18 protein-coding genes and 1 pseudogene are annotated in these 19,357 nt (G+C 53.9%); 9 read left to right on the forward strand and 10 right to left on the reverse strand.

The window, feature by feature from the left end; genetic code table 11:
* Window positions 1-148: 148 nt before the first annotated feature.
* The 8 genes and pseudogenes from QWY20_RS17585 to QWY20_RS17620 all read right to left on the reverse strand — a co-directional run.
* The gene (locus tag QWY20_RS17585; protein WP_330130311.1) at window positions 149-805 is read right to left on the reverse strand and encodes a CoA transferase subunit B; all 657 of its coding nucleotides are present in this window, start codon (window positions 803-805) and stop codon (window positions 149-151) included.
* Window positions 806-815: 10 nt separating this feature from the next.
* Window positions 816-1,517, reverse strand: coding sequence for a CoA transferase subunit A (locus QWY20_RS17590; RefSeq protein ID WP_330130312.1), 702 nt, complete (start codon window positions 1,515-1,517; stop codon window positions 816-818).
* Window positions 1,518-1,699: 182 nt separating this feature from the next.
* A complete protein-coding gene (locus QWY20_RS17595) occupies window positions 1,700-2,605 on the reverse strand; it encodes a hydroxymethylglutaryl-CoA lyase (RefSeq protein ID WP_407935443.1) in 906 nt (301 codons plus the stop codon).
* Complete coding sequence (locus QWY20_RS17600; protein WP_330130313.1) at window positions 2,605-4,590, reverse strand: acetyl/propionyl/methylcrotonyl-CoA carboxylase subunit alpha; 1,986 nt, start codon at window positions 4,588-4,590, stop codon at window positions 2,605-2,607. Before QWY20_RS17600 ends, QWY20_RS17595 begins: the two co-directional genes overlap by 1 nt.
* Before the next feature lie 3 nt (window positions 4,591-4,593).
* Window positions 4,594-5,388 (reverse strand): enoyl-CoA hydratase/isomerase family protein, encoded by a 795-nt coding sequence (locus QWY20_RS17605; protein WP_330130314.1) that lies wholly within the window; start codon window positions 5,386-5,388, stop codon window positions 4,594-4,596.
* A gap of 18 nt (window positions 5,389-5,406) precedes the next feature.
* The gene (locus QWY20_RS17610; protein ID WP_330130315.1) at window positions 5,407-7,014 is read right to left on the reverse strand and encodes a carboxyl transferase domain-containing protein; all 1,608 of its coding nucleotides are present in this window, start codon (window positions 7,012-7,014) and stop codon (window positions 5,407-5,409) included.
* 37 nt (window positions 7,015-7,051) lie between these two features.
* On the reverse strand, window positions 7,052-8,221 hold the full coding sequence (locus QWY20_RS17615) for an isovaleryl-CoA dehydrogenase (protein WP_330130316.1): 1,170 nt from the start codon (window positions 8,219-8,221) through the stop codon (window positions 7,052-7,054).
* A 91-nt stretch (window positions 8,222-8,312) separates the two neighbouring features.
* A pseudogene (locus QWY20_RS17620) lies at window positions 8,313-8,693 on the reverse strand (MerR family transcriptional regulator); the annotation flags it as partial.
* Between the two features lie 271 nt (window positions 8,694-8,964).
* Here QWY20_RS17620 and QWY20_RS17625 point away from each other — a divergent pair.
* The 8 genes from QWY20_RS17625 to QWY20_RS17660 all read left to right on the forward strand — a co-directional run bounded on the left by QWY20_RS17625 (window position 8,965) and on the right by QWY20_RS17660 (window position 17,004).
* Window positions 8,965-10,149 carry a thiolase family protein gene (locus QWY20_RS17625; protein WP_330130317.1) on the forward strand — a complete coding sequence of 395 codons (1,185 nt, stop codon included), beginning with the start codon at window positions 8,965-8,967 and terminating at the stop codon, window positions 10,147-10,149.
* A 92-nt stretch (window positions 10,150-10,241) separates the two neighbouring features.
* Window positions 10,242-11,738 (forward strand): CoA-acylating methylmalonate-semialdehyde dehydrogenase, encoded by a 1,497-nt coding sequence (locus tag QWY20_RS17630; RefSeq protein WP_330130318.1) that lies wholly within the window; start codon window positions 10,242-10,244, stop codon window positions 11,736-11,738.
* Window positions 11,739-11,766: 28 nt separating this feature from the next.
* The gene (locus QWY20_RS17635) at window positions 11,767-12,924 is read left to right on the forward strand and encodes an acyl-CoA dehydrogenase family protein (RefSeq protein ID WP_330130319.1); all 1,158 of its coding nucleotides are present in this window, start codon (window positions 11,767-11,769) and stop codon (window positions 12,922-12,924) included.
* Window positions 12,925-12,951: 27 nt separating this feature from the next.
* Window positions 12,952-13,725: an enoyl-CoA hydratase gene (locus QWY20_RS17640; protein ID WP_330130320.1), complete on the forward strand. Its 774-nt coding sequence runs from the start codon at window positions 12,952-12,954 to the stop codon at window positions 13,723-13,725.
* A complete protein-coding gene (locus QWY20_RS17645) occupies window positions 13,725-14,858 on the forward strand; it encodes an enoyl-CoA hydratase/isomerase family protein (protein WP_330130321.1) in 1,134 nt (377 codons plus the stop codon). The genes QWY20_RS17640 and QWY20_RS17645 overlap by 1 nt, the downstream gene beginning before the upstream one ends.
* Window positions 14,859-14,868: 10 nt before the next feature.
* Window positions 14,869-15,759 carry a 3-hydroxyisobutyrate dehydrogenase gene (gene mmsB / locus QWY20_RS17650; RefSeq protein WP_330130322.1) on the forward strand — a complete coding sequence of 297 codons (891 nt, stop codon included), beginning with the start codon at window positions 14,869-14,871 and terminating at the stop codon, window positions 15,757-15,759.
* Complete coding sequence (locus tag QWY20_RS17655; protein ID WP_330130323.1) at window positions 15,756-16,514, forward strand: SDR family oxidoreductase; 759 nt, start codon at window positions 15,756-15,758, stop codon at window positions 16,512-16,514. The genes mmsB and QWY20_RS17655 overlap by 4 nt, the downstream gene beginning before the upstream one ends.
* Window positions 16,515-16,563: 49 nt before the next feature.
* A complete protein-coding gene (locus tag QWY20_RS17660) occupies window positions 16,564-17,004 on the forward strand; it encodes a nuclear transport factor 2 family protein (RefSeq protein WP_330130324.1) in 441 nt (146 codons plus the stop codon).
* On the opposite strand, the gene QWY20_RS17665 is transcribed toward QWY20_RS17660, so the two are convergent.
* The gene (locus tag QWY20_RS17665) at window positions 17,001-18,650 is read right to left on the reverse strand and encodes a response regulator (protein WP_330130325.1); all 1,650 of its coding nucleotides are present in this window, start codon (window positions 18,648-18,650) and stop codon (window positions 17,001-17,003) included. The two genes, QWY20_RS17660 and QWY20_RS17665, sit on opposite strands and share 4 nt — an antisense overlap.
* Window positions 18,651-18,807: 157 nt before the next feature.
* Here QWY20_RS17665 and QWY20_RS17670 point away from each other — a divergent pair, with 157 nt between their 5' ends.
* Window positions 18,808-19,122 (forward strand): DUF6482 family protein, encoded by a 315-nt coding sequence (locus QWY20_RS17670; RefSeq protein WP_330130326.1) that lies wholly within the window; start codon window positions 18,808-18,810, stop codon window positions 19,120-19,122.
* Between the two features lie 29 nt (window positions 19,123-19,151).
* On the opposite strand, the gene QWY20_RS17675 is transcribed toward QWY20_RS17670, so the two are convergent.
* A partial coding sequence (locus QWY20_RS17675; protein WP_330130327.1) for a hypothetical protein occupies window positions 19,152-19,357 on the reverse strand: 206 nt, incomplete at its 5' end.

Below are 19,357 nucleotides of genomic sequence, written 5' to 3' on the forward strand. Positions count from 1 at the left end.
AGCAGTCATAGCAAAGCCGAATGATGAATGGTAACCACCGTTAGACTCGGCGCCATAAAAAAACGTACACACCACTATGCGCAGTGTGTACGTTTAGATGTAGTCTTTAGCAGTATGGAAAAAAACTCTCTGCTGGCGCCCAGTACGATTAAAACTGCATTTCCGGGATATCGCCGCTTACCACCAGCTTGCCGCCAGTTTTTTGCTGAATCTCTTCCACCGAAATACCTGGCGCTCGCTCCAGCAGATGGAAAGCGCCATCCCGTACTTCCAGCACCGCCAGATCGGTGACGATTTTCTTCACACAGCCCACGCCGGTCAGGGGCAGGGTGCAGTCCGGTAACAGCTTGCTGTTGCCGTGTTTGTCGGCGTGCGTCATGGTGACAATGATGTTTTGCGCGCCGGCCACCAGATCCATAGCGCCGCCCATACCTTTCACCAGCTTGCCTGGGATCATCCAGCTGGCGATGTTGCCGTGCTGGTCGACTTCAAAAGCGCCCAATACCGTTAAATCGACATGGCCGCCGCGGATCATGGCAAAGCTTTCGGCCGAGCTGAAAATAGCGGCACCGGTGGCTGCGGTCACGGTTTCTTTGCCGGCATTGATCATATCGGCATCGATTTCAGCTTCGGTTGGGTAGGGACCCATGCCCAGCAAGCCATTTTCCGATTGCAGCATCACCTCGATGCCGGTTGGCACGTAGTTGGCGACCAGGGTAGGAATACCGATGCCAAGGTTAACGTAGAAGCCATCTTGCAGTTCCTGCGCCACTCGCATAGCGACTTGTTCACGTGATAAAGCCATTGCTGCCTCCTTAACCTTGACGAACCATGCGGCGTTCAATGCGTTTTTCAAAGTTGCCTTTGATCACGCGCTGCACATAAATACCCGGGGTGTGAATTTGGCTGGGTTCCAGCTCGCCCGGCTCGACAATCTCTTCCACTTCGGCCACGGTGATCTTGCCGGCGGTGGCCGCCATTGGGTTGAAGTTCATCGCGGTGTGGCGGAACACCAGGTTGCCGTACCGGTCGGCTTTCCAGGCGCGGACGATGGCAAAATCGCCAGTGATAGCCGGTTCCAGCACATAATGGCGGCCATCAATTTCACGGGTCTCTTTGCCTTCGGCGACCGGAGTACCGTAACCGGTGGCGGTGAAAAAGGCCGGAATACCGGCACCGCCAGCCCGCATTTTTTCAGCAAGCGTGCCCTGCGGCGTCAGTTCGACTTCCAGCTCACCGTTTAGCAGCTGCTTTTCGAACAGAGCGTTTTCACCGACATAGGAGGCGATCATTTTCTTGATCTGCTTATCTTCCAGCAAAATGCCCAGGCCAAACCCATCGACGCCACAGTTGTTGGATACCACCGTCAGCTCCCGGGTACCCATTTTTTTGATCTGGGCTATCAAGCCTTCCGGAATACCGCACAGGCCAAAACCACCGGCAATTACCGTCATGCCGTCTTCCAGCCCGGCCATCGCTGCTTCGTAACTTTCTACGACTTTATTAAACCCTGCCATTTGTAATCCTCATTGCTTCGAACATCTGACGTCCGCTGCTCATAATGAGCAGAGGTGGATGTATCTTTTGGTGTGAACCTGTCAGGCAAGGATGCCTGACAAGAGCCCCCTGGGAAGGGTTCACGGCGTGTCACACCAAAAGATACGCAACCTCTGCATGCTCCGAAGAGCCTGAATTCAGCTTAATTTTTAAGGCACTTCGCCTGCAAAGCCAATCCTACTTTAGAACTAACCGGCTTGCCGAGCTCGGCGCAAATCGCCCAGCCTGCTTGTGCCAGCGCATTTAAATCCACGCCGTGCTCAATGCCAAGGCCATCTAGCAAATAAACCACATCTTCGCTGGCAACATTGCCGGACGCCCCGGCGGCATAAGGGCAGCCGCCCAGGCCAGCCACGGCACTGTCGATCACCGCAACACCGCGCAGCAGCGCGGTGTAAATATTGGTTAACGCCTGGCCGTAGGTATCATGAAAATGCACCGCCACTTGCTCTAGTGGCACCACCGCCAGCACTGCATCCAGCATCGCAGCAACGGTTTTGGGCGTGCCGACGCCGATGGTATCGCCGAGTGAAATCTCGTAGCAGCCCATCTCCAGCAAGGCTTTGGCGACCCGGGCCACTTCGGCCGGGGCCACATCGCCCTGATAAGGACAGCCCACCACGCAGGAGACATAACCACGCACCCGGATGCCATCGGCTTTGGCGGCGGCCAGTACCGGCGCAAAGCGCTCCAGGCTTTCGTCGATGCTGCAGTTGATGTTTTTCTGGCTGAAGGCTTCGGAGGCGGCACCAAAAATGGCCACTTCATCGGCACCGGCGGCTTTGGCGGCTTGGTAGCCTTTTAAGTTGGGGGTCAGGGCAGCGTAGCAAATTCCGGCCTTGCGCTCGATGCCAGCAAAAACCTCGGCCGAGTCGGCCATTTGCGGCACCCACTTGGGGGACACAAAAGCGCCGGTTTCGATGGTATCGAGCCCGGTAGCGCTCAGCTGATTGACCAACTGGATTTTAGCTCCAAGCGACACCGCGACTTCATTTTGTAGACCGTCACGGGGCCCGACTTCGACCAGGCGAACTTTGGTTGGCAGCATCAGGCGTCCTCCGTTTCCAGCTCGACCAGCTCAGCACCATCCTGCACCAATTCACCGGCCTGATAGAACACGGCTTTGACGGTGGCATCGGTAGGGGCCTTGATGCTGTACTCCATTTTCATCGCTTCCATCACCACCAGGGTTTGACCGGCTTTGACCTGTTGACCGGCTTCCACCAGTACCGCAACGATGGTGCCGTTCATCGGCGCTGTCAGGCTGCCGCTGTCGTCGCTCAGCTCGGTTTCGGTCAGTAGTTCAGTCTGATAACTGAAATCGTAGCGATGGTGGCGGATAAAGACACTGATGGTGTCCTGGTACTGACTGATCCGCACCCGGGTCTTGTGCTCACCTAAGGTGGCAATCAGTTCATCGCCTTGCAAACGGGCCTGGCAGCGCAGCTGCTGGCCATCCAGCTGCACCAGCACCGCATCCTGCAATTGCTGCAGCTGCAATTGGTGGCTGTGTTCCTGATGCTGCAGGTTCAGCAGTTGCATCGGCTGTTCGTTCAGACGCCAGCCATGGCTAAACTGCCAGGGGCTGAAGGCATCGCTGCAGCTTTGCGGTTGCTTTTGCGTTTCCAGAATGTACAAAGCTGCCAGCACCAGCGCTTGGTTGTTTTCTTTGGTGGCTGGTGCGAACAGCGATGCTTGATGATGCTCAATAAAGTTGGTGTCAAGCTCGGCCGCGACAAAAGACGGATGCTCAACCAGACTGGTCAGGAAGCTCAGATTGGTGGTGACCCCGGCGATGCGGTAATCATCCAGCGCCCGCAGCATACGGCTGATGGCACGGTCACGATCTTCATCCCAGACAATCAGCTTGGCGATCATCGGATCGTAGTAGGGGCTGATTTCATCGTTCTCGACCACGCCGCTGTCGACCCGCACATAGCGGCTGGCTTCCGGCTGGCGCAAATAGGTCAGTTTGCCGGTCGCAGGCAGGAAATCGTTGTCCGGATCTTCAGCATAGACCCGCACCTCGATGGCATGGCCATGCAAGCTGACTTCGTGCTGCGCCAACGGCAATGGCTGGCCGCTGGCAACCAGCAATTGCCATTTCACCAGATCCTGGCCGGTGATCATCTCGGTAACCGGATGCTCGACCTGCAAACGGGTATTCATTTCCATAAAATAGAAAGAGCCGTCTTCATCGAACAAAAATTCAACGGTACCGGCACCGCGGTAATCAATAGCCTGAGCGGCTTTAACGGCAGCTTCTCCCATTGACTGACGCTGGGCTTCAGTAAAGCCTGGCGCAGGAGCTTCTTCAATCACTTTTTGATGACGGCGCTGGATCGAGCAATCGCGCTCGGCCAGATAAACGGCATGGCCATGGTTGTCGGCAAACACCTGGATCTCAACATGGCGCGGCTTGGTCAGGTAGCGCTCCATCAGCATTTTGTCGTTGCCAAAACCTGCCATGGCTTCGCGTTTGGCACCGGCCAATGCATCGGCAAATTCACTTTGCTGCCACACCACCCGCATGCCTTTGCCGCCGCCGCCATAAGCCGCTTTGAGCAGCAAGGGGTAACCAATTTTTTCCGCTTCTTTGGCTAGGAAATCCGGTGCCTGCTCATCGCCATGATAGCCGGGTACCAGCGGCACCCCGGCTTTGGCCATAATGTCTTTGGCGGCACTTTTTGAGCCCATGGCTTCAATGGCACCGACCGGCGGGCCGATAAAGACCACACCGGCAGCGTCACAGGCTTTGGCAAAATCAGCATTTTCCGATAAAAAGCCATAACCCGGGTGGATGGCTTCGGCACCTGCCGCTTTGGCGATTTGCAGAATTTTATCGGCTTTTAAGTAAGAGTCTTTACTGGGTGCCGGCCCCAGTAAGAAGGCTTCGTCTGCCATGTTGACATGGCGGGCATTGGCATCGGCTTCCGAGTAAACCGCCACACAGCGGATCCCCAGCTTGTGCGCGGTTTCGATAATACGGCAGGCGATTTCGCCGCGATTGGCAATCAGGATTTTACGAAACATGGGTTAATCCTTGGGCAGCCAGGCGGGGCTGCGCTTGGTAAGAAATGCAGTCAGACCTTCCTGACCTTCGGCCGACACCCGGATACGGGCGATGGCTTCGCTGGTGTGTGCAATCAGGGCGGCATTGATGGGCTGCTGGTCGACATCGGCAATCAGCTGCTTGGCCGCAGTCACGGCGGCCGGGCTGTTTTGCAGCAGCTGCAGGCAGAGTTTTTCAGCCGCTTCGGCTAAACCGCCTTCAGGGACCAGCTGATGCACCAGTCCCAGTCGCAAGGCTTCCTCGGCAAAGAAGCGCTCGGCGGTTAAAAAATAACGCCGGCTGGCCCGCTCGCCAATGGCCCGCATTACATAAGGGCTGATTACGGCCGGGATCAGGCCAATTTTCACTTCGCTTAAGCAAAAGCTGGCTTTGGGCTCCGCCAGGGCGATGTCGCAGCAAGCCACCAGCCCCAGAGCACCGCCAAAAGCTGCGCCCTGCACCAGGGCGATGGTTGGTTTTGGAAAGCGATCCAGGCTACGCATCAACTCGGCCAGCCGGCCGGCATCGTCCAGGTTTTGCTGGTAATCTTTGGCAGCCATTGAACGCATCCAGTTCAAATCGGCGCCGGCAGAAAAGTTTTTGCCATTGGCTTTTAGCAGCAACAGCCGCACAGCAGAGTTCTCTGCCAGTTGCTGCAAGGCGTCGATGATTTGCTCAATCATCACATCGTCAAAGGCGTTGTGCACCTCGGGGCGGTTCAGCGTCAGACTGGCGACGCCCTGAGGGGATACAGACAGCTCCAGGTAGGATTCAGCCATTACAGGTAATCTCCAGCATTACATCCGGAACACGCCAAAGCGGGTGTCGGCAATAGGGGCATTTAAGGCAGCAGCCAGGGCCAGGCCAACCGTCATCCGGGTTTGGGCCGGATCGATTACGCCGTCATCCCATAAACGGGCGCTGGCGTAGTAAGGGTGGCCCTGCTGTTCGTACTGCGCGACGATGGGCTTTTTCAGTGCCTGCTCGGCCTCAGCCGATAAGGTTTCGCCTTTACGGGCCAGGCCATCTTTGGTGACCTGCGCCATCACGCCGGCGGCCTGCTCGCCGCCCATCACTGAAATGCGGGCATTGGGCCACATCCACATCATGGTGGGATCATAAGCCCGGCCGCACATGCCGTAGTTGCCGGCGCCATAGCTGCCGCCAATCAGCACGGTGAATTTAGGCACTTCGACGCAGGACACTGCCATCACCATTTTGGCGCCATGCTTGGCAATGCCTTCGGCTTCGTATTTTTTACCGACCATAAAGCCGGTGATGTTTTGCAAAAATAGCAATGGAATTTTGCGCTGACCGCACAGCTCGATAAAGTGAGCACCTTTTTGCGCCGATTCAGAGAATAAAATCCCGTTATTGGCGACAATGCCCACCGGATAGCCGAAGATGCGCGCAAAGCCACAGACCAGGGTACTGCCGTAATACTGTTTAAACTCATCGAAATCCGAGCCGTCAACCAGGCGGGCGATGACTTCTTTCACATCAAACGGCTTTTTCAGATCGGTGCCGACAATGCCGTAAATTTCTTTGGCATCATAGAGCGGCTCTTCCGGCTCGCGCACATCCAGCTGCTGTGGCTTGCTGCGGTTTAAGCGCGAGACCGCATTACGGGCCAGTTGCAATGCATGCTCATCATTGACCGCATAGTGATCGGCCACACCGGAGATTTTGCAGTGCACATCGGCTCCGCCCAGCTCCTCGGCGCTGACTTCCTCGCCGGTAGCGGCTTTGACCAGCGGCGGGCCGGCCAAAAAGATGGTGCCTTGTTCTTTGACGATGATGCTCTCATCGGCCATGGCCGGCACATAAGCGCCACCGGCAGTACAGAGTCCCATCACCACGGCAATTTGCGGAATGCCTTTGGCCGACATCCGCGCCTGATTGAAGAAAATACGCCCAAAATGCAGTTTGTCCGGGAAAACTTCGTCCTGACGGGGCAGGTTGGCACCGCCTGAATCCACCAGGTAGATGCAGGGCAGGTTGCAGCGTTCGGCAATTTCCTGCGCCCGCAGGTGCTTTTTCACCGTCAGTGGGTAGTAGGTACCGCCTTTCACAGTAGCATCGTTGGCGACCACCATGCACTCGACGCCGCTAACCCGGCCAATACCGGCAACCACACCGGCACAGGGTACGTAGTCTTCGTAACAGTCCCAGCCGGCGAACTGACCGACTTCCAGAAAGGGCGAGCCCGGATCCAGCAGCTTTTGGATCCTGTCGCGGACAAACAGCTTGCCACGCGCCGTATGACGGGCGATCAGGGCTTCACCGCCGCCGAGCTTGATTTGCTGCACCTTGGCGTTTACGTCCTCTACCAGCTGCTGCATCGCAGCCTGGTTGCGCATGAATTCTTCGCTGCGCGGGTTTACTTTACTCAGAATTTTTGTCACTGCTGTCACCTGTTGCTGGAAACTGCCCGCTGTAAAATTAATTCGACTCGGTGAAAAGCTCACGGCCAATCAGCATGCGGCGGATCTCCGAAGTACCGGCGCCGATTTCATAGAGTTTGGCATCACGCAGCAAACGTCCGGTCGGGTACTCGTTGATGTAACCATTGCCGCCCAGCAGTTGAATGGCATCCAGTGCCATCTGGGTGGCGAGCTCGGCAGCGTACAGGATCACCGCAGCGGCATCTTTACGGGTGGTTTCACCGCGATCACAGGCTTTGGCCACGGTATAGACGTAAGAGCGGGCGGCATTCATTCGGGTGTACATATCGGCTAGTTTGCCCTGCACCAGCTGAAACTCACCAATTGACTGGCCAAATTGTTTGCGATCGTGGATGTAAGGCACCACCACGTCCATGCAAGCGGTCATAATGCCGAGTGGGCCGGCAGAGAGCACCACGCGCTCGTAATCCAGGCCACTCATCAGCACCTGCACACCACGGCCGACTTCGCCCAGCACGTTTTCTGCCGGCACTTCGCAGTCTTCAAACACCAGCTCACAGGTGTTGGAGCCGCGCATGCCGAGCTTGTCCAGTTTCTGCGCTTGGCTAAAGCCTTTAAAGCCACGCTCAACAATAAAGGCAGTGATGCCTTTGGAGCCGGCATTGACATCGGTTTTGGCGTAAATCACGTAGGTGTGCGCATCCGGGCCATTGGTGATCCACATCTTGTTGCCGTTTAAGATGTAACGATCGCCTTGCTTGTCGGCGCGCAGTTTCATGCTAACCACATCGGAGCCGGCATTGGGCTCGCTCATCGCCAAAGCGCCAATGTGCTCACCGCTGCATAGTTTAGGCAGGTACTTTTGCTTTTGTGCTTCATTGCCGTTGCGGAAAATCTGATTCACGCACAGGTTGGAGTGGGCGCCATAAGACAGAGCCACCGAGGCAGAAGCCCGGCTGATCTCTTCCATCGCCACCACATGCTCCAGGTAGCCAAGTCCAGAGCCGCCGTACTGTTCATCAACGGTAATGCCGAGCAGGCCCAGATCACCAAACTTGCGCCATAACTCGTTCGGGAACGCATTGTCGTGATCAATTTGCTCGGCACGTGGGGCAATTTCTTCGCGGGCAAAGGCATTGACCTGCTCACGGATCATGTCGACGGTTTCGCCAAGGTCAAAATTCAGAGTTTTATAAGTCGTGATCATGGTGCTGTTCCACTGTTGATTCAAAGGTTGCTGATTCAAGGGTTTCTGATTCAAGGACTGCATTGGCGGCTTTGTTGCCGCTGTGTTTGGCCTGACTAAGGGTTTCGCGGCAGCGTTTTTCTACCGTAACCAGCTCCATCAGCACCACTTTAATGTCGTCCATTTGCTGGTGCAGTTCGGCTTTCTTTTGCTCGATCAAGGCCAGCATGGTATTGAGCTGGGTGACGCTGCTTTTATCGGCATCGTACAGCTCGAACAGTTTGCCGGTTTCCGCCAGGCTAAAGCCCAGCCGTTTTCCGCGCAGGATCAGTTTCAGGCGCACCCGATCCCGTTTGCTGTAGATCCGGGTCTGGCCATTGCGCATCGGCGTCAGCAGACCTTGATCCTCATAAAAGCGGATACTGCGGGTGGTGATATCAAACTCTTTGGCTAACTCACTGATTGAGTAAGTTGTTTCGGTTTTTTGCGTCATGGTGGTCTTCCTGAAATCTGCCGACAACTATAAGTGAAGTTTACGTAAAGGTAAAGCTGGGGCCGGTGTCGTGCACTGGTCTGAGCTGGTGTTTTCCAAACCGCTGTAAAGCAAAGATGCCAAACACAGAGCGCTGACCACTGCATTTTGCTGAACAAAAACGACAAAACTGCACCATAGTGGTATAAGGTTGACGTTGGCGTAAACGTCAATATGGTGTAGTCTCTGGCGCAGACTTTTTAATTGACGAAGCAATGACGGAGAGAATCTGATGGCCGAACAGGATGCAATTGTGATTGTCGCAGCCAAGCGCACTGCGATGGGTGGTTTTATGGGCGGTTTGTCGAGTGTCAGCGCCACTGACCTGGGCGCCGTTGCGATCAAAGCGGCGATGGCCGAAGCCGGTATTGGCGGTGATGCTGTCAGCGAAGTTATTATGGGCAATGTGTTGCCGGCCGGTCTTGGCCAGGCACCGGCCCGTCAGGCCAGCTTAAAAGCCGGCTTGCCGTTGTCAGCGGGTGCGACCACCCTGAACAAAGTATGTGGCTCGGGTTTAAAAACCGTCATGCTGGCGCACGACCTGCTCAAAGCCGGCTCGGCCGATGTGGTCGTGGCAGGCGGTATGGAGTCGATGTCCAATGCGCCTTATTTGCTGGCCAAAGCCCGCGCTGGTTTTCGCATGGGCCATGGTGAAATCAAAGATCACATGATGCTGGATGGTCTGGAAAATGCTTACGACGGCAAAGCCATGGGCTGTTTTGCCCAGGACACTGCCAACGAGTACGGCATTGGCCGCGAAGCGATGGATCAGTTTGCTGTCGACTCCCTGACCCGGGCGCAAAATGCCATTGAAAGCGGTGCTTTTGCCGATGAAATCGCCCCTGTCAGCTACAGCACCCGAAAAGGGGAAGTCACCTTTGCCATCGACGAGCAGCCTGGCAACGCCAAAATCGACAAAATTCCAGGTCTGCGGCCTGCTTTTGCCAAAGACGGCACCATCACAGCTGCCAACTCCAGCTCCATTTCTGATGGTGCTGCTGCCCTGGTACTGATGCGCGCATCCGATGCCAAAGCCAAAGGGCTGACGCCACTGGCCAAGGTGGTGGCGCATGCGACCCATTCGATGGAGCCGGCACTGTTCACCGTAGCACCGGTTGGCGCCATGCAAAAAGTACTGGCCAAAGCGGGTTGGGACAAAGAACAAGTCGATTTGTGGGAAATTAATGAAGCCTTTGCCATGGTCACCATGCTCGCGATTCAGGAGCTTGGCTTGGATCATGCCAAAGTCAATGTCAACGGCGGTGCCTGTGCACTGGGCCACCCCATCGGCGCTTCTGGCGCACGTTTGTTGGTGACTCTGATCCATGCGCTGCGTAAACGCAATCTGAAAACCGGTGTCACTTCGTTGTGCATCGGCGGTGGTGAAGCGGTGGCACTGGCTGTGGAGCTGGTGTAACGGATCATCCGATTTAAATGAGTAGTCCGCCGGGCAAGCATACTAATTACAAGCTTGGCGGCTGATATTCGAACTCGTGGGAGAAGCATTGTATGACCAAGCAAGTCCAACTATTTATTGACGGCGCCTTTATTGACTCGACAACCGAGCAATGGATCCCGGTGACCAACCCTGCGACGCAGGAAGTGATTGCACAAGCTCCTTGTGCCACTGCAGATGAAATGAGCCGTGCGATTGAGTCGGCCAAAGAAGCCTTTAAAAGCTGGAAAGAAGTGCCGGTATCCGAGCGGGCGCGTTTAATGATGCGTTTTGGCAACCTGTTAAAAGAGCACCAGACGGAAATTGCTGAGATCATTTGTCAGGAACTGGGTAAAACCATCGAAGATGCTAAAGGCGATGTCTGGCGTGGTATCGAGGTGGTGGAGCAGGCCGCGAATATCCCATCGCTGATGATGGGTGAAACGGTCGAAAACGTAGCGCGCAGTATTGATACCTACAGCTACATTCAGCCATTGGGTGTCTGTGCTGGTATTACACCCTTTAACTTCCCGGCGATGATCCCACTGTGGATGTTCCCGATGGCAATTGCCTGCGGCAATACCTTTGTACTGAAGCCATCGGAGCAGGATCCGATGACCGTGAATCGCATTGCGGAACTCTTCGCCGAAGCCGGTGCACCGAAAGGGGTACTGCAGGTGGTGCATGGTGCCAAAGAGCAAGTCGACACCATCTTGCATCATCCGGATATCAAGGCCATTTCCTTTGTGGGTTCGGTTAATGTCGGCCAGTACATCTACAAAACCGGCACCGACAACCTGAAGCGGGTGCAGGCCTTTGCTGGTGCCAAAAACCATATGGTCATTATGCCAGATGCCAACAAGCAGCAGGTGATCAATGCCCTGGTGGGGGCGTCTGTTGGTGCTGCTGGCCAGCGCTGCATGGCGATTTCGGTTGCCGTCTTTGTTGGCGCAGCCCAGGACTGGATCCCGGAAGTGGCCGCTGCCATTGGCAAAGTACGGCCAGGTGTTTACACCGATCCGAATGCGGCCTATGGCCCGCAAATCAGCCCGCAAGCCAAAGCCCGTATTTTGTCGCTGATTGAACAAGGCAAAAACGAAGGTGCTACCTGCCTGCTGGATGGCTCTGATTGCAGCGTTGAAGGATTTCCTAATGGCAACTGGGTTGGCCCGACTGTGTTTAGCAATGTCACTACCGAGATGGAGATCTACAAACAGGAAATCTTTGGTCCGGTGCTCACTACTATGAGCGTCGACTCTCTGGATGAAGCGCTAAAAGTCGTGAATGACAGCCCTTACGGCAATGGCACGTCTATCTTTACCGCCAGTGGAGCTGCCGCTCGTAAGTACCAACATCAGGTTGAAGTCGGTCAGGTGGGGATTAATATTCCAATTCCGGTGCCACTGCCATTTTTCTCCTTCACCGGCTGGAAAGGTTCGTTCTACGGCGATCAGCATGCCTACGGTAAGCAAGCGGTGCGTTTCTATACCGAGACCAAAACTATTACCGCGCGCTGGTTTGATGATGATATTCAGGTGTCCGGCCCGAATATGTCGATTAATTTACGTTAAATCAGACTCAGCAGTGAGGTCCAAGTAGATGAATTTTAATTTAACCGAAGACCAACAAGCTTTTGTTGATGTGGCAAAGCAGTTTGCTGAGCAAGAGTTGGCACCAAACGCGGCTCAGTGGGACCGTGATCATCATTTCCCAAAAGACGTGATTCAAAAAGCCGGTGAGCTGGGTTTTTGCTCCCTTTATACCCCGGAAGATGATGGTGGCATGGGACTGTCTCGGCTGGACTCGTCCATTATTTTCGAGCAGCTGTCGATGGGCTGTACCGCTACCACGGCCATGCTGACCATTCACAATATGGCGACCTGGATGATTGCCAGCTGGGGCAGCGCCGATGCCAAGGCCGAGTGGGTTGAGCATCTGGTCACCGGCCAGAAGCTGGCGTCTTACTGTCTGACCGAGCCAGGCTCAGGCTCGGATGCGGCAGCGCTTCGCACCACGGCGAAAAAAGACGGCGCTGAGTACGTGTTAAACGGCTCGAAAATGTTTATCTCCGGCGCCGGCAGCACGGAAGTGTTGGTGGTGATGGCGCGCACCGGTGAAGCGGGTCCTAAGGGTATTTCTGCTTTTATTGTACCGGCCGATGCCAAAGGCGTGATTTACGGCAAAGCCGAAGAAAAGATGGGCTGGAACGCCCAGCCAACCCGTTTGATTACCTTTGAAGATGTGCGTATTCCATCGCATTATCTGCTGGGTGAGGAAGGCCAGGGTTTTTTATTTGCAATGAAAGGGCTGGATGGTGGCCGCATTAATATTGCCACCTGCTCCATTGGTACTGCGCAGCAAGCCTTGAATACGGCGCGCAACTACATGCTGGAACGCCAGCAGTTTGGTAAGCCGTTGGCAGCATTTCAGGCGCTGCAATTCAAACTGGCCGATATGGCGACTGAGCTGGTGGCTGCGCGTCAACTGGTGCGGATGGCAGCCTTTAAACTGGATCAGGGCGATAGCGAGGCCACCGCATACTGTGCCATGGCCAAGCGCTTTGCCACCGATGTTGGCTTCCAGGTCTGCGATCAGGCCCTGCAGTTGCACGGCGGTTATGGTTACATCAAGGAGTACCCGCTGGAGCGGCACTTCCGTGATGTCCGGGTGCATCAGATTTTGGAAGGCACCAATGAGATTATGCGGCTGATCATAAGCCGCCGTCTGCTGGATGAAGCCGCGGGCGATATCCTCTAAGTACGTTTTACACCCAAGGAGTCTGTGATGGCAGCATTAACGCTGGAAAAGCGCGGTCACACCGCGCTGATTACCATGTCAAATCCACCAGCCAACACCTGGACCAAAGCCAGCCTGCAGCAGTTAAAGCAACTGGTGCTGGAGCTTGAGCAGGATAAAAGCATTTATGCGCTGGTGATCACCGGCGAAGGTGACAAATTTTTCTCCGCCGGTGCCGATCTGAAGTTGTTTGCCGATGGTGACAAAGCCGTCGCCTCCGATATGGCGAGGGTGTTTGGCGATGCCTTTGAAACCTTAAGCCGGTTCCGTGGTGTCAGTATTGCCGCTATCAATGGCTATGCCATGGGTGGCGGCCTGGAAGTGGCGCTGGCCTGTGATATCCGTATTGCCGAACAGCAGGCGCAAATGGCCTTGCCGGAAGCCAAAGTCGGGCTTTTGCCTTGTGCCGGTGGTACCCAGAACCTGGCCTGGTTGGTGGGGGAGGGCTGGGCCAAACGCATGATCCTTTGTGGCGAGCGGCTGAAAGCCGATACTGCTATGCGCATTGGGTTGGTGGAAGAGGTGGTCCCGACCGGTCAGGCGCTGGACGCCGCGCTGGCGCTGGCAGAAAAGGTAGGCGAACAAAGTCCATCGGCAATCACCGCCTGCAAGCATTTGATCCAACAAGGGCGAAGTGGCACCATGCAAGGAGCCTTACCACTGGAGCGGGAATTGTTTGTCGCCTTGTTTGATACCAAAGATCAAGTTGAGGGCGTGCAGGCATTTCTGCAAAAACGTCAACCAAGATGGGTAAATGGATAATGAGCAACGAGCATTCAATTGTGCAGTATCAGGAACTGACCACAGAGCATGGCAAACGGATAGGCCTGGCAACGCTGAATTCAGAAAAGTCACTGAATGCTCTGAGCCTGCCGATGATTGAGTCTTTACTGCCACAGATGCAGCAATGGAAAGACGATGCTGGCATCGCCATGGTGGTGCTGCAAGGCAGCGGCGACAAAGCGTTTTGCGCCGGTGGTGATATTCGCGATCTCTACCAGGCGATGAAAGACCACCCGGACAGCTATGCCCCCTACGTCGAAGAGTTTTTCACCAAAGAGTACAGCCTCGATTATCTGATCCACACTTTTGAAAAACCGGTGCTGGTGTGGGGCAATGGCATTGTGATGGGCGGTGGTCTTGGCTTGATGGCAGGTGCTTCGCATCGGGTGGTCACGGCCAGCAGCCGTATTGCTATGCCGGAACTGGCCATTGGTCTTTATCCGGATGTCGGTGCCAGCTGGTTTTTAAACCGGATGCCAACCGGCTGCGGCTTGTTCCTGGGTTTAACCGGCGCTTCCATCAATGCGGCCGATGCACGCTTGGTGGGCTTGGCCGATCACTTTATTTTGCATGATAAAAAAGCGGCGGTACTGGATAAACTGCTAACGGTGAAATGGGGCGATACCGTAGCGCTCAATCACCAGAAACTCGCTGATGCGCTGCGTGATTTTGAAGAGCACAGCCGCACGCAGCTACCACTTAGTCAGATCCGACCGCATCAGGCTGAGATTGCCAAATTGGCTGAGCTGGATAACCTGCCTGCCGTGATTGCTGCCATTGATGCCATGCCTGGCGATGACAGCTGGCTGCAAAAAGCCAAAGAGGCACTCAGCTATGGCAGCCCTATCACCGCTCATATTGTGTTCCGGCAATTGCAGTTGGGGCAGAGCATGATTTTGGCCGACAGCTTCCGGCTGGAACTTGGCATCAGTGTGCAGTGTGGTCGTATGGGTGAATTTGCGGAAGGGGTTCGTGCGCTGCTGATTGACAAAGATCGTCAGCCGAACTGGCAATACCCGAATGTTGAGTCGGTTCCGAAAGAACTGATCGATACCTTTTTCACATCGCCGTGGACTGCCAGCCAGCATCCGCTGCGGATGTTAGGCTTGTAAGGAGTTTACCATGGCAACGATTGCATTTATTGGTCTTGGCAATATGGGTGGTCCTATGGCCATCAACCTGGTCAAAGCAGGCCATCAGGTCAAAGCCTTTGATTTATCGCTGGAAGCTCTGGCAACTGTGAAAGCAGCAGGCGCCGAAGTCGCTGCCTCTGCGGCCGATGCCGCTGCCGGTGCAGACTTTGTCATTTCCATGCTACCGGCTGGCAAGCATGTGCTTGGTTTGTATCTGGGCGAGCAGGGCATAGCTGCGCAGATCAAACAAGATGCGCTGGTGATCGATTGCTCCACCATCGATGCCGACAGTGCCCGTAAGCTTGGCGCAGGCTTGGCTGAGCAGGGCATTGCCTTTATTGATGCCCCGGTCTCCGGTGGCGTGGGTGGTGCTAAAGCCGGTACTTTGACCTTTATTGTTGGTGGCAGCGAAGCCGATTACCAAAAAGCGCTGCCGGTGTTGCAGGGCATGGGGAAAAATATCTTTCACGCCGGTGCCATTGGTGCCGGTCAGGTGGCGAAAATCTGCAACAACATGCTGCTGAGTATTTTGATGGTGGGTACCTCCGAGTCGCTGCAAATGGGCATCGACAATGGGCTGGATCCAAAGGTGTTGTCGGAGATTATGCTCAAAAGCTCCGGCCGTAACTGGACGCTGGAACTCTACAACCCCTGCCCGGATGTGATGGAGAATGTGCCTTCCTCCAACAATTACCAAGGCGGTTTTATGGTGGATTTGATGGCCAAAGATCTTGGGCTGGCGCTGGAAGCGGCGACCCAAAGCCAAAGCAGCACGCCGATGGGCGCTTTGGCGCGCAATCTGTATGTTGCCCATCAACGTGCTGGCCATGGCAAACTTGATTTTTCCAGTATCTTTAAACTGTTTGAGAAAAAAGCATGAATCTGAACAACAAAATCATCGCCATTACCGGCGGTGCTCAGGGATTAGGGCTGGAAATGGCACGGATGTGCGCTGCCGAAGGAGCCCGGCTGGCCCTGATTGATATGAATACCGAGCAGTTGGCAGCCGCCAAAGCGGAATTGTCGGCTAGCGCCGAAGTCAGAACCTATCAGGCCAATGTCGCCAACGAAGCGGAAGTTGAAGCTACTTTTGCGGCTATTGACAGTGACTTTGATGGGTTGGATGGCTTGATTAACAATGCCGGCATTTTACGCGATGGCTTGTTGCTGAAATACAAAGATGGAGAACTGGTCAGCAAGATGCCTCTGCAGCAATTTCAGTCGGTGATCGATGTCAACCTGACCGGCGTTTTCCTCTGTGGCCGTGAAGCGGCTGCTATTATGGTGCAGCGTGGTACTAAAGGCGTGATCATCAATATGTCGAGCGTGGCCCGTGGCGGCAATATGGGTCAAACCAATTACGCGGCCTCCAAGGCTGGCGTGGTTGCCATGACGGTTACCTGGGCGCGAGAGCTCGGCCGTTACGGCATTCGGGTTGGCGCCATCGCACCGGGTGTCATTCGCACCGCCATGACCGATGCGATGAAACCTGAAGCACGCGATCGCTTGGAAAAAATGAAACCGGTCGGTCGCCTTGGCGAAGCCAGCGAAATTGCCCATACCGCCAAGTACATTTTTGAAAATGATTTCTTCACCGGTCGGGTGATTGAGATTGATGGCGGCATCAGCATGTAATCCATCACAAAGCGAGCTTCGGCTCGCTTTTTTTATGCGAGGAACTCCGATGAAACATTTCCTATCTAGTCTTAGCTTGCTGGTAATAGTGCTGCTTGCTCCTGCAGCATCAGCAAACAGCAACCAAGCGGACATTACCGCTTTATTGCATCAGTTTTTGGCGGGAGCCAGCCGCAACGATGAGGCCATGCACCAGCGTTTTTGGGCAGACGATCTGGTGTATACCAGCTCGGCTGGCGCTCGCTTTGGTAAAGCGACCTTGATGCAAGGTGTACGCCGCGGGGGACCTGTTGCGGAGGCCGATATTCGCATGCACTATTCGGCAGAGGATATCCAGATCCGCATTTATGGTGAGGTTGCTGTGCTGAACTTTACTTTGCTCGGTAACAGCGATGCAGAGTCGTTGCGTTTTTACAACAGCGGTACCCTGGTACGCAACGGCACCGGTTGGCAGGTGGTATCCTGGCAGGCAACAAAGGCAGCTGATTAACCAGCCATCGGCTGTGCGCGTGTTTTGGTTGCCAACTCAGGGTGTTTGCTGATGAGTGTGCGGTAGTATTTTTTGTAACGCTCCTGGTTGGTAATGCTTAACTCACTTTGTTCAATCAAAGCTATGGCTTGCCTGGCGGGCTTCATGGTTTCTGCTGTCAAACCGGTCCCTTTGCTCATGGCCTGCAGCATATTTAGCGCAATTACCGGATTGCTGGGCATAAACTGAAAAGCCTCGTGGAATAGTTCACTGGCCCGGCCATAGTGTCCATGTTGATATGCTTCTGAGGCTTCCAGGTTGATGGTTTTTATTTTATCTTTCAGTTCCTGGTGCCGGTTTTGTTCCATCTTCAGCATGAGCTGCTGGGTTTCGGTTAGGAAGTCATCTTTGGCCAGGTGGCGGCGCATTTCTTCAATGTAATACTCGCTTTCATACAAATCACCAATTTCGAAATAGGCTTTGGCGGCATCCATGCAGCTGTCTATGGTGAGCTTTTTACTTTTCAAACCAGTAATGCCATGGATGAGTTCCTTTGCTTCGGCCAATTGTCCTTTGGCTGCCAGGATTCGGCCTCGAACCAACTGGACCTCCTGTTGCACCAGAGCCTCATTAAATCGCTTGCTCAGTCCTGTGACTAATTGGCTGGCATGTTGCAATTGAACGGCTCGTTCCATGACCGATTTTGTTTGTGCGAGATCAATTAAAGCCCGGGCTTGATTAAGGTAATTATCCGCGGTGTCATGAATAGAGTGGCGTGCAGCAGCCACCAATTTGCTATGGATACGCGCTGCAGCCTCTTTATCTCCGATGATACTGGTTAAATTACTCAAGGTTTGCTGGCGGGTAATGTTCTTTGGCGACAATAAAGCGGCCTCTGTCAAGGTATCGCATGCCCGCTGAAAGCGGTTTTGTTTGACCAGCAGGCGTGACAGCCAGTCCAGAGTTTCTACCTTGGTTTCATCAAACTGGGTTAAATCAACCAACTCCAGTTCACTGTCCTCCCAACGTTCCTGCCGGAAGCCTGCAATGGCGTAACCCAGCCTGGCCCAAGGGTAGTTCTTATTTTCTTTGAGCGTCCGGTAGTAGTTTTCAGCCTTTTTATAGGCTTTCGTTTGCAGCAGCAACTCACCTTTTAAACGGTAGGTTGTCTGGTTGAGCTCAGGTTTCGCCTGCAATGCTTTGTCGCATTCGGCAATCGCAAGCGCGTAATCCTGCTCAGCAATGGCCAGATAAATTTTACGCAGTGCAATCTTGGTTTTAACCATGCGCACAATACGTTCTTCCAGCACCGGGTAGCTAAATGGCTTTAACAGGTAATCGTCTGGTTGCAGTTCAATCATACCATGGACAATTTTGCGCTGGCTCTCGGCACTGATGATCATAAAACAGCACAACGGACTAATGAGCTCTTGCTGTTTTAATGCCTCAAAGAGTTGATAGCCATCTTTGCAGTCGCCCAGGTTAAAATCGCAGAGGATAAAATCGAATGGGATCTCATAGCACTTCTTTAATGCTTCGGTAGAGTTTCGTGCCAGGTGAATGGCTTCAAAGCCCATGGTTTGAAGCATGCTCTTAATTGTAGCTCGAACTGGAGCACAGTCTTCAACTATCATGACTTGTTTGCAACGGAAAAAGGATGGATCCATCAACAGCTCGACTTACAGTACATTGTCAACTTTTTCATCATAGTGCGCGCTTACATCGGTAAAGTAAAGGATGTCCCAATATGGTTGACAGCGCGGGAAAGGGATCGAAATTTAGACTAAGCTCGTATACAGCTTGGACATAACGCAGGAGGCTGCTATGAACTATCACAGAATTGAGCATTTAAATCGTCAGGATGTCCATATTGATGAACTCGTCATCCATTCTTTTGAGATGGGGCTTTATTTAGCTGAAGTTGATTTTGACAACCGTAAAGCTTTTATCATCGATGATGAAACCGGACGGCCTAAAAAATTTCACAGCATGGATCAGGTTAAAGCTGCTTTTGGTGAGGCGACTATTCGTAATGCCTACCTCAGTCATCAATCCGCTTATGATGAAATGGTAGGTACCCCCGATAAAGTTGATAATACTTTAAAGGTGCCTTTGTTTGGCTCTGCAGAGCCGGGCTAAGTTTTTTTGCTGCCATTTTTGTCAGTTTATCAGTCTGTCTGCCGGATTTTTGTGCAAACGGTTTGTGCTTTGCTTTTTTCGCTTGCCTTGCTGTTGCAAGTCTCTATAATGCCGCCCAGTCGACAGCGCGGAGGCGGTTTGAAGCCCTTCTTTGATGTACGACAAATTTTAAGTAAAGTGAACTGGAAAACTTGTTGATTTGGTGCTTGACTTAAAACCCTGACGCAGTAGAATA

The sequence above is a fragment of the Alkalimonas cellulosilytica genome, from assembly GCF_036325985.1.
GTDB lineage: Bacteria > Pseudomonadota > Gammaproteobacteria > Enterobacterales > Alteromonadaceae > Alkalimonas > Alkalimonas cellulosilytica.

Bases quoted from the DNA above. Each gene is read 5' to 3' on its own strand.
- QWY20_RS17615 (WP_330130316.1), bottom strand. From the start codon at position 8,221: ATGATCACGACTTATAAAACTCTGAATTTTGACCTTGGCGAAACCGTC.
- QWY20_RS17625 (WP_330130317.1), top strand. From the start codon at position 8,965: ATGGCCGAACAGGATGCAATTGTGATTGTCGCAGCCAAGCGCACTGCG.
- QWY20_RS17640 (WP_330130320.1), top strand. From the start codon at position 12,952: ATGGCAGCATTAACGCTGGAAAAGCGCGGTCACACCGCGCTGATTACC.
- QWY20_RS17595 (WP_407935443.1), bottom strand. From the start codon at position 2,605: ATGCTGCCAACCAAAGTTCGCCTGGTCGAAGTCGGGCCCCGTGACGGT.
- QWY20_RS17665 (WP_330130325.1), bottom strand. From the start codon at position 18,650: ATGGATCCATCCTTTTTCCGTTGCAAACAAGTCATGATAGTTGAAGAC.
- QWY20_RS17590 (WP_330130312.1), bottom strand. From the start codon at position 1,517: ATGGCAGGGTTTAATAAAGTCGTAGAAAGTTACGAAGCAGCGATGGCC.
- mmsB (WP_330130322.1), top strand. From the start codon at position 14,869: ATGGCAACGATTGCATTTATTGGTCTTGGCAATATGGGTGGTCCTATG.
- QWY20_RS17660 (WP_330130324.1), top strand. From the start codon at position 16,564: ATGAAACATTTCCTATCTAGTCTTAGCTTGCTGGTAATAGTGCTGCTT.
- QWY20_RS17645 (WP_330130321.1), top strand. From the start codon at position 13,725: ATGAGCAACGAGCATTCAATTGTGCAGTATCAGGAACTGACCACAGAG.
- QWY20_RS17605 (WP_330130314.1), bottom strand. From the start codon at position 5,388: ATGGCTGAATCCTACCTGGAGCTGTCTGTATCCCCTCAGGGCGTCGCC.
- QWY20_RS17585 (WP_330130311.1), bottom strand. From the start codon at position 805: ATGGCTTTATCACGTGAACAAGTCGCTATGCGAGTGGCGCAGGAACTG.
- QWY20_RS17630 (WP_330130318.1), top strand. From the start codon at position 10,242: ATGACCAAGCAAGTCCAACTATTTATTGACGGCGCCTTTATTGACTCG.
- QWY20_RS17600 (WP_330130313.1), bottom strand. From the start codon at position 4,590: ATGTTTCGTAAAATCCTGATTGCCAATCGCGGCGAAATCGCCTGCCGT.
- QWY20_RS17670 (WP_330130326.1), top strand. From the start codon at position 18,808: ATGAACTATCACAGAATTGAGCATTTAAATCGTCAGGATGTCCATATT.
- QWY20_RS17635 (WP_330130319.1), top strand. From the start codon at position 11,767: ATGAATTTTAATTTAACCGAAGACCAACAAGCTTTTGTTGATGTGGCA.
- QWY20_RS17655 (WP_330130323.1), top strand. From the start codon at position 15,756: ATGAATCTGAACAACAAAATCATCGCCATTACCGGCGGTGCTCAGGGA.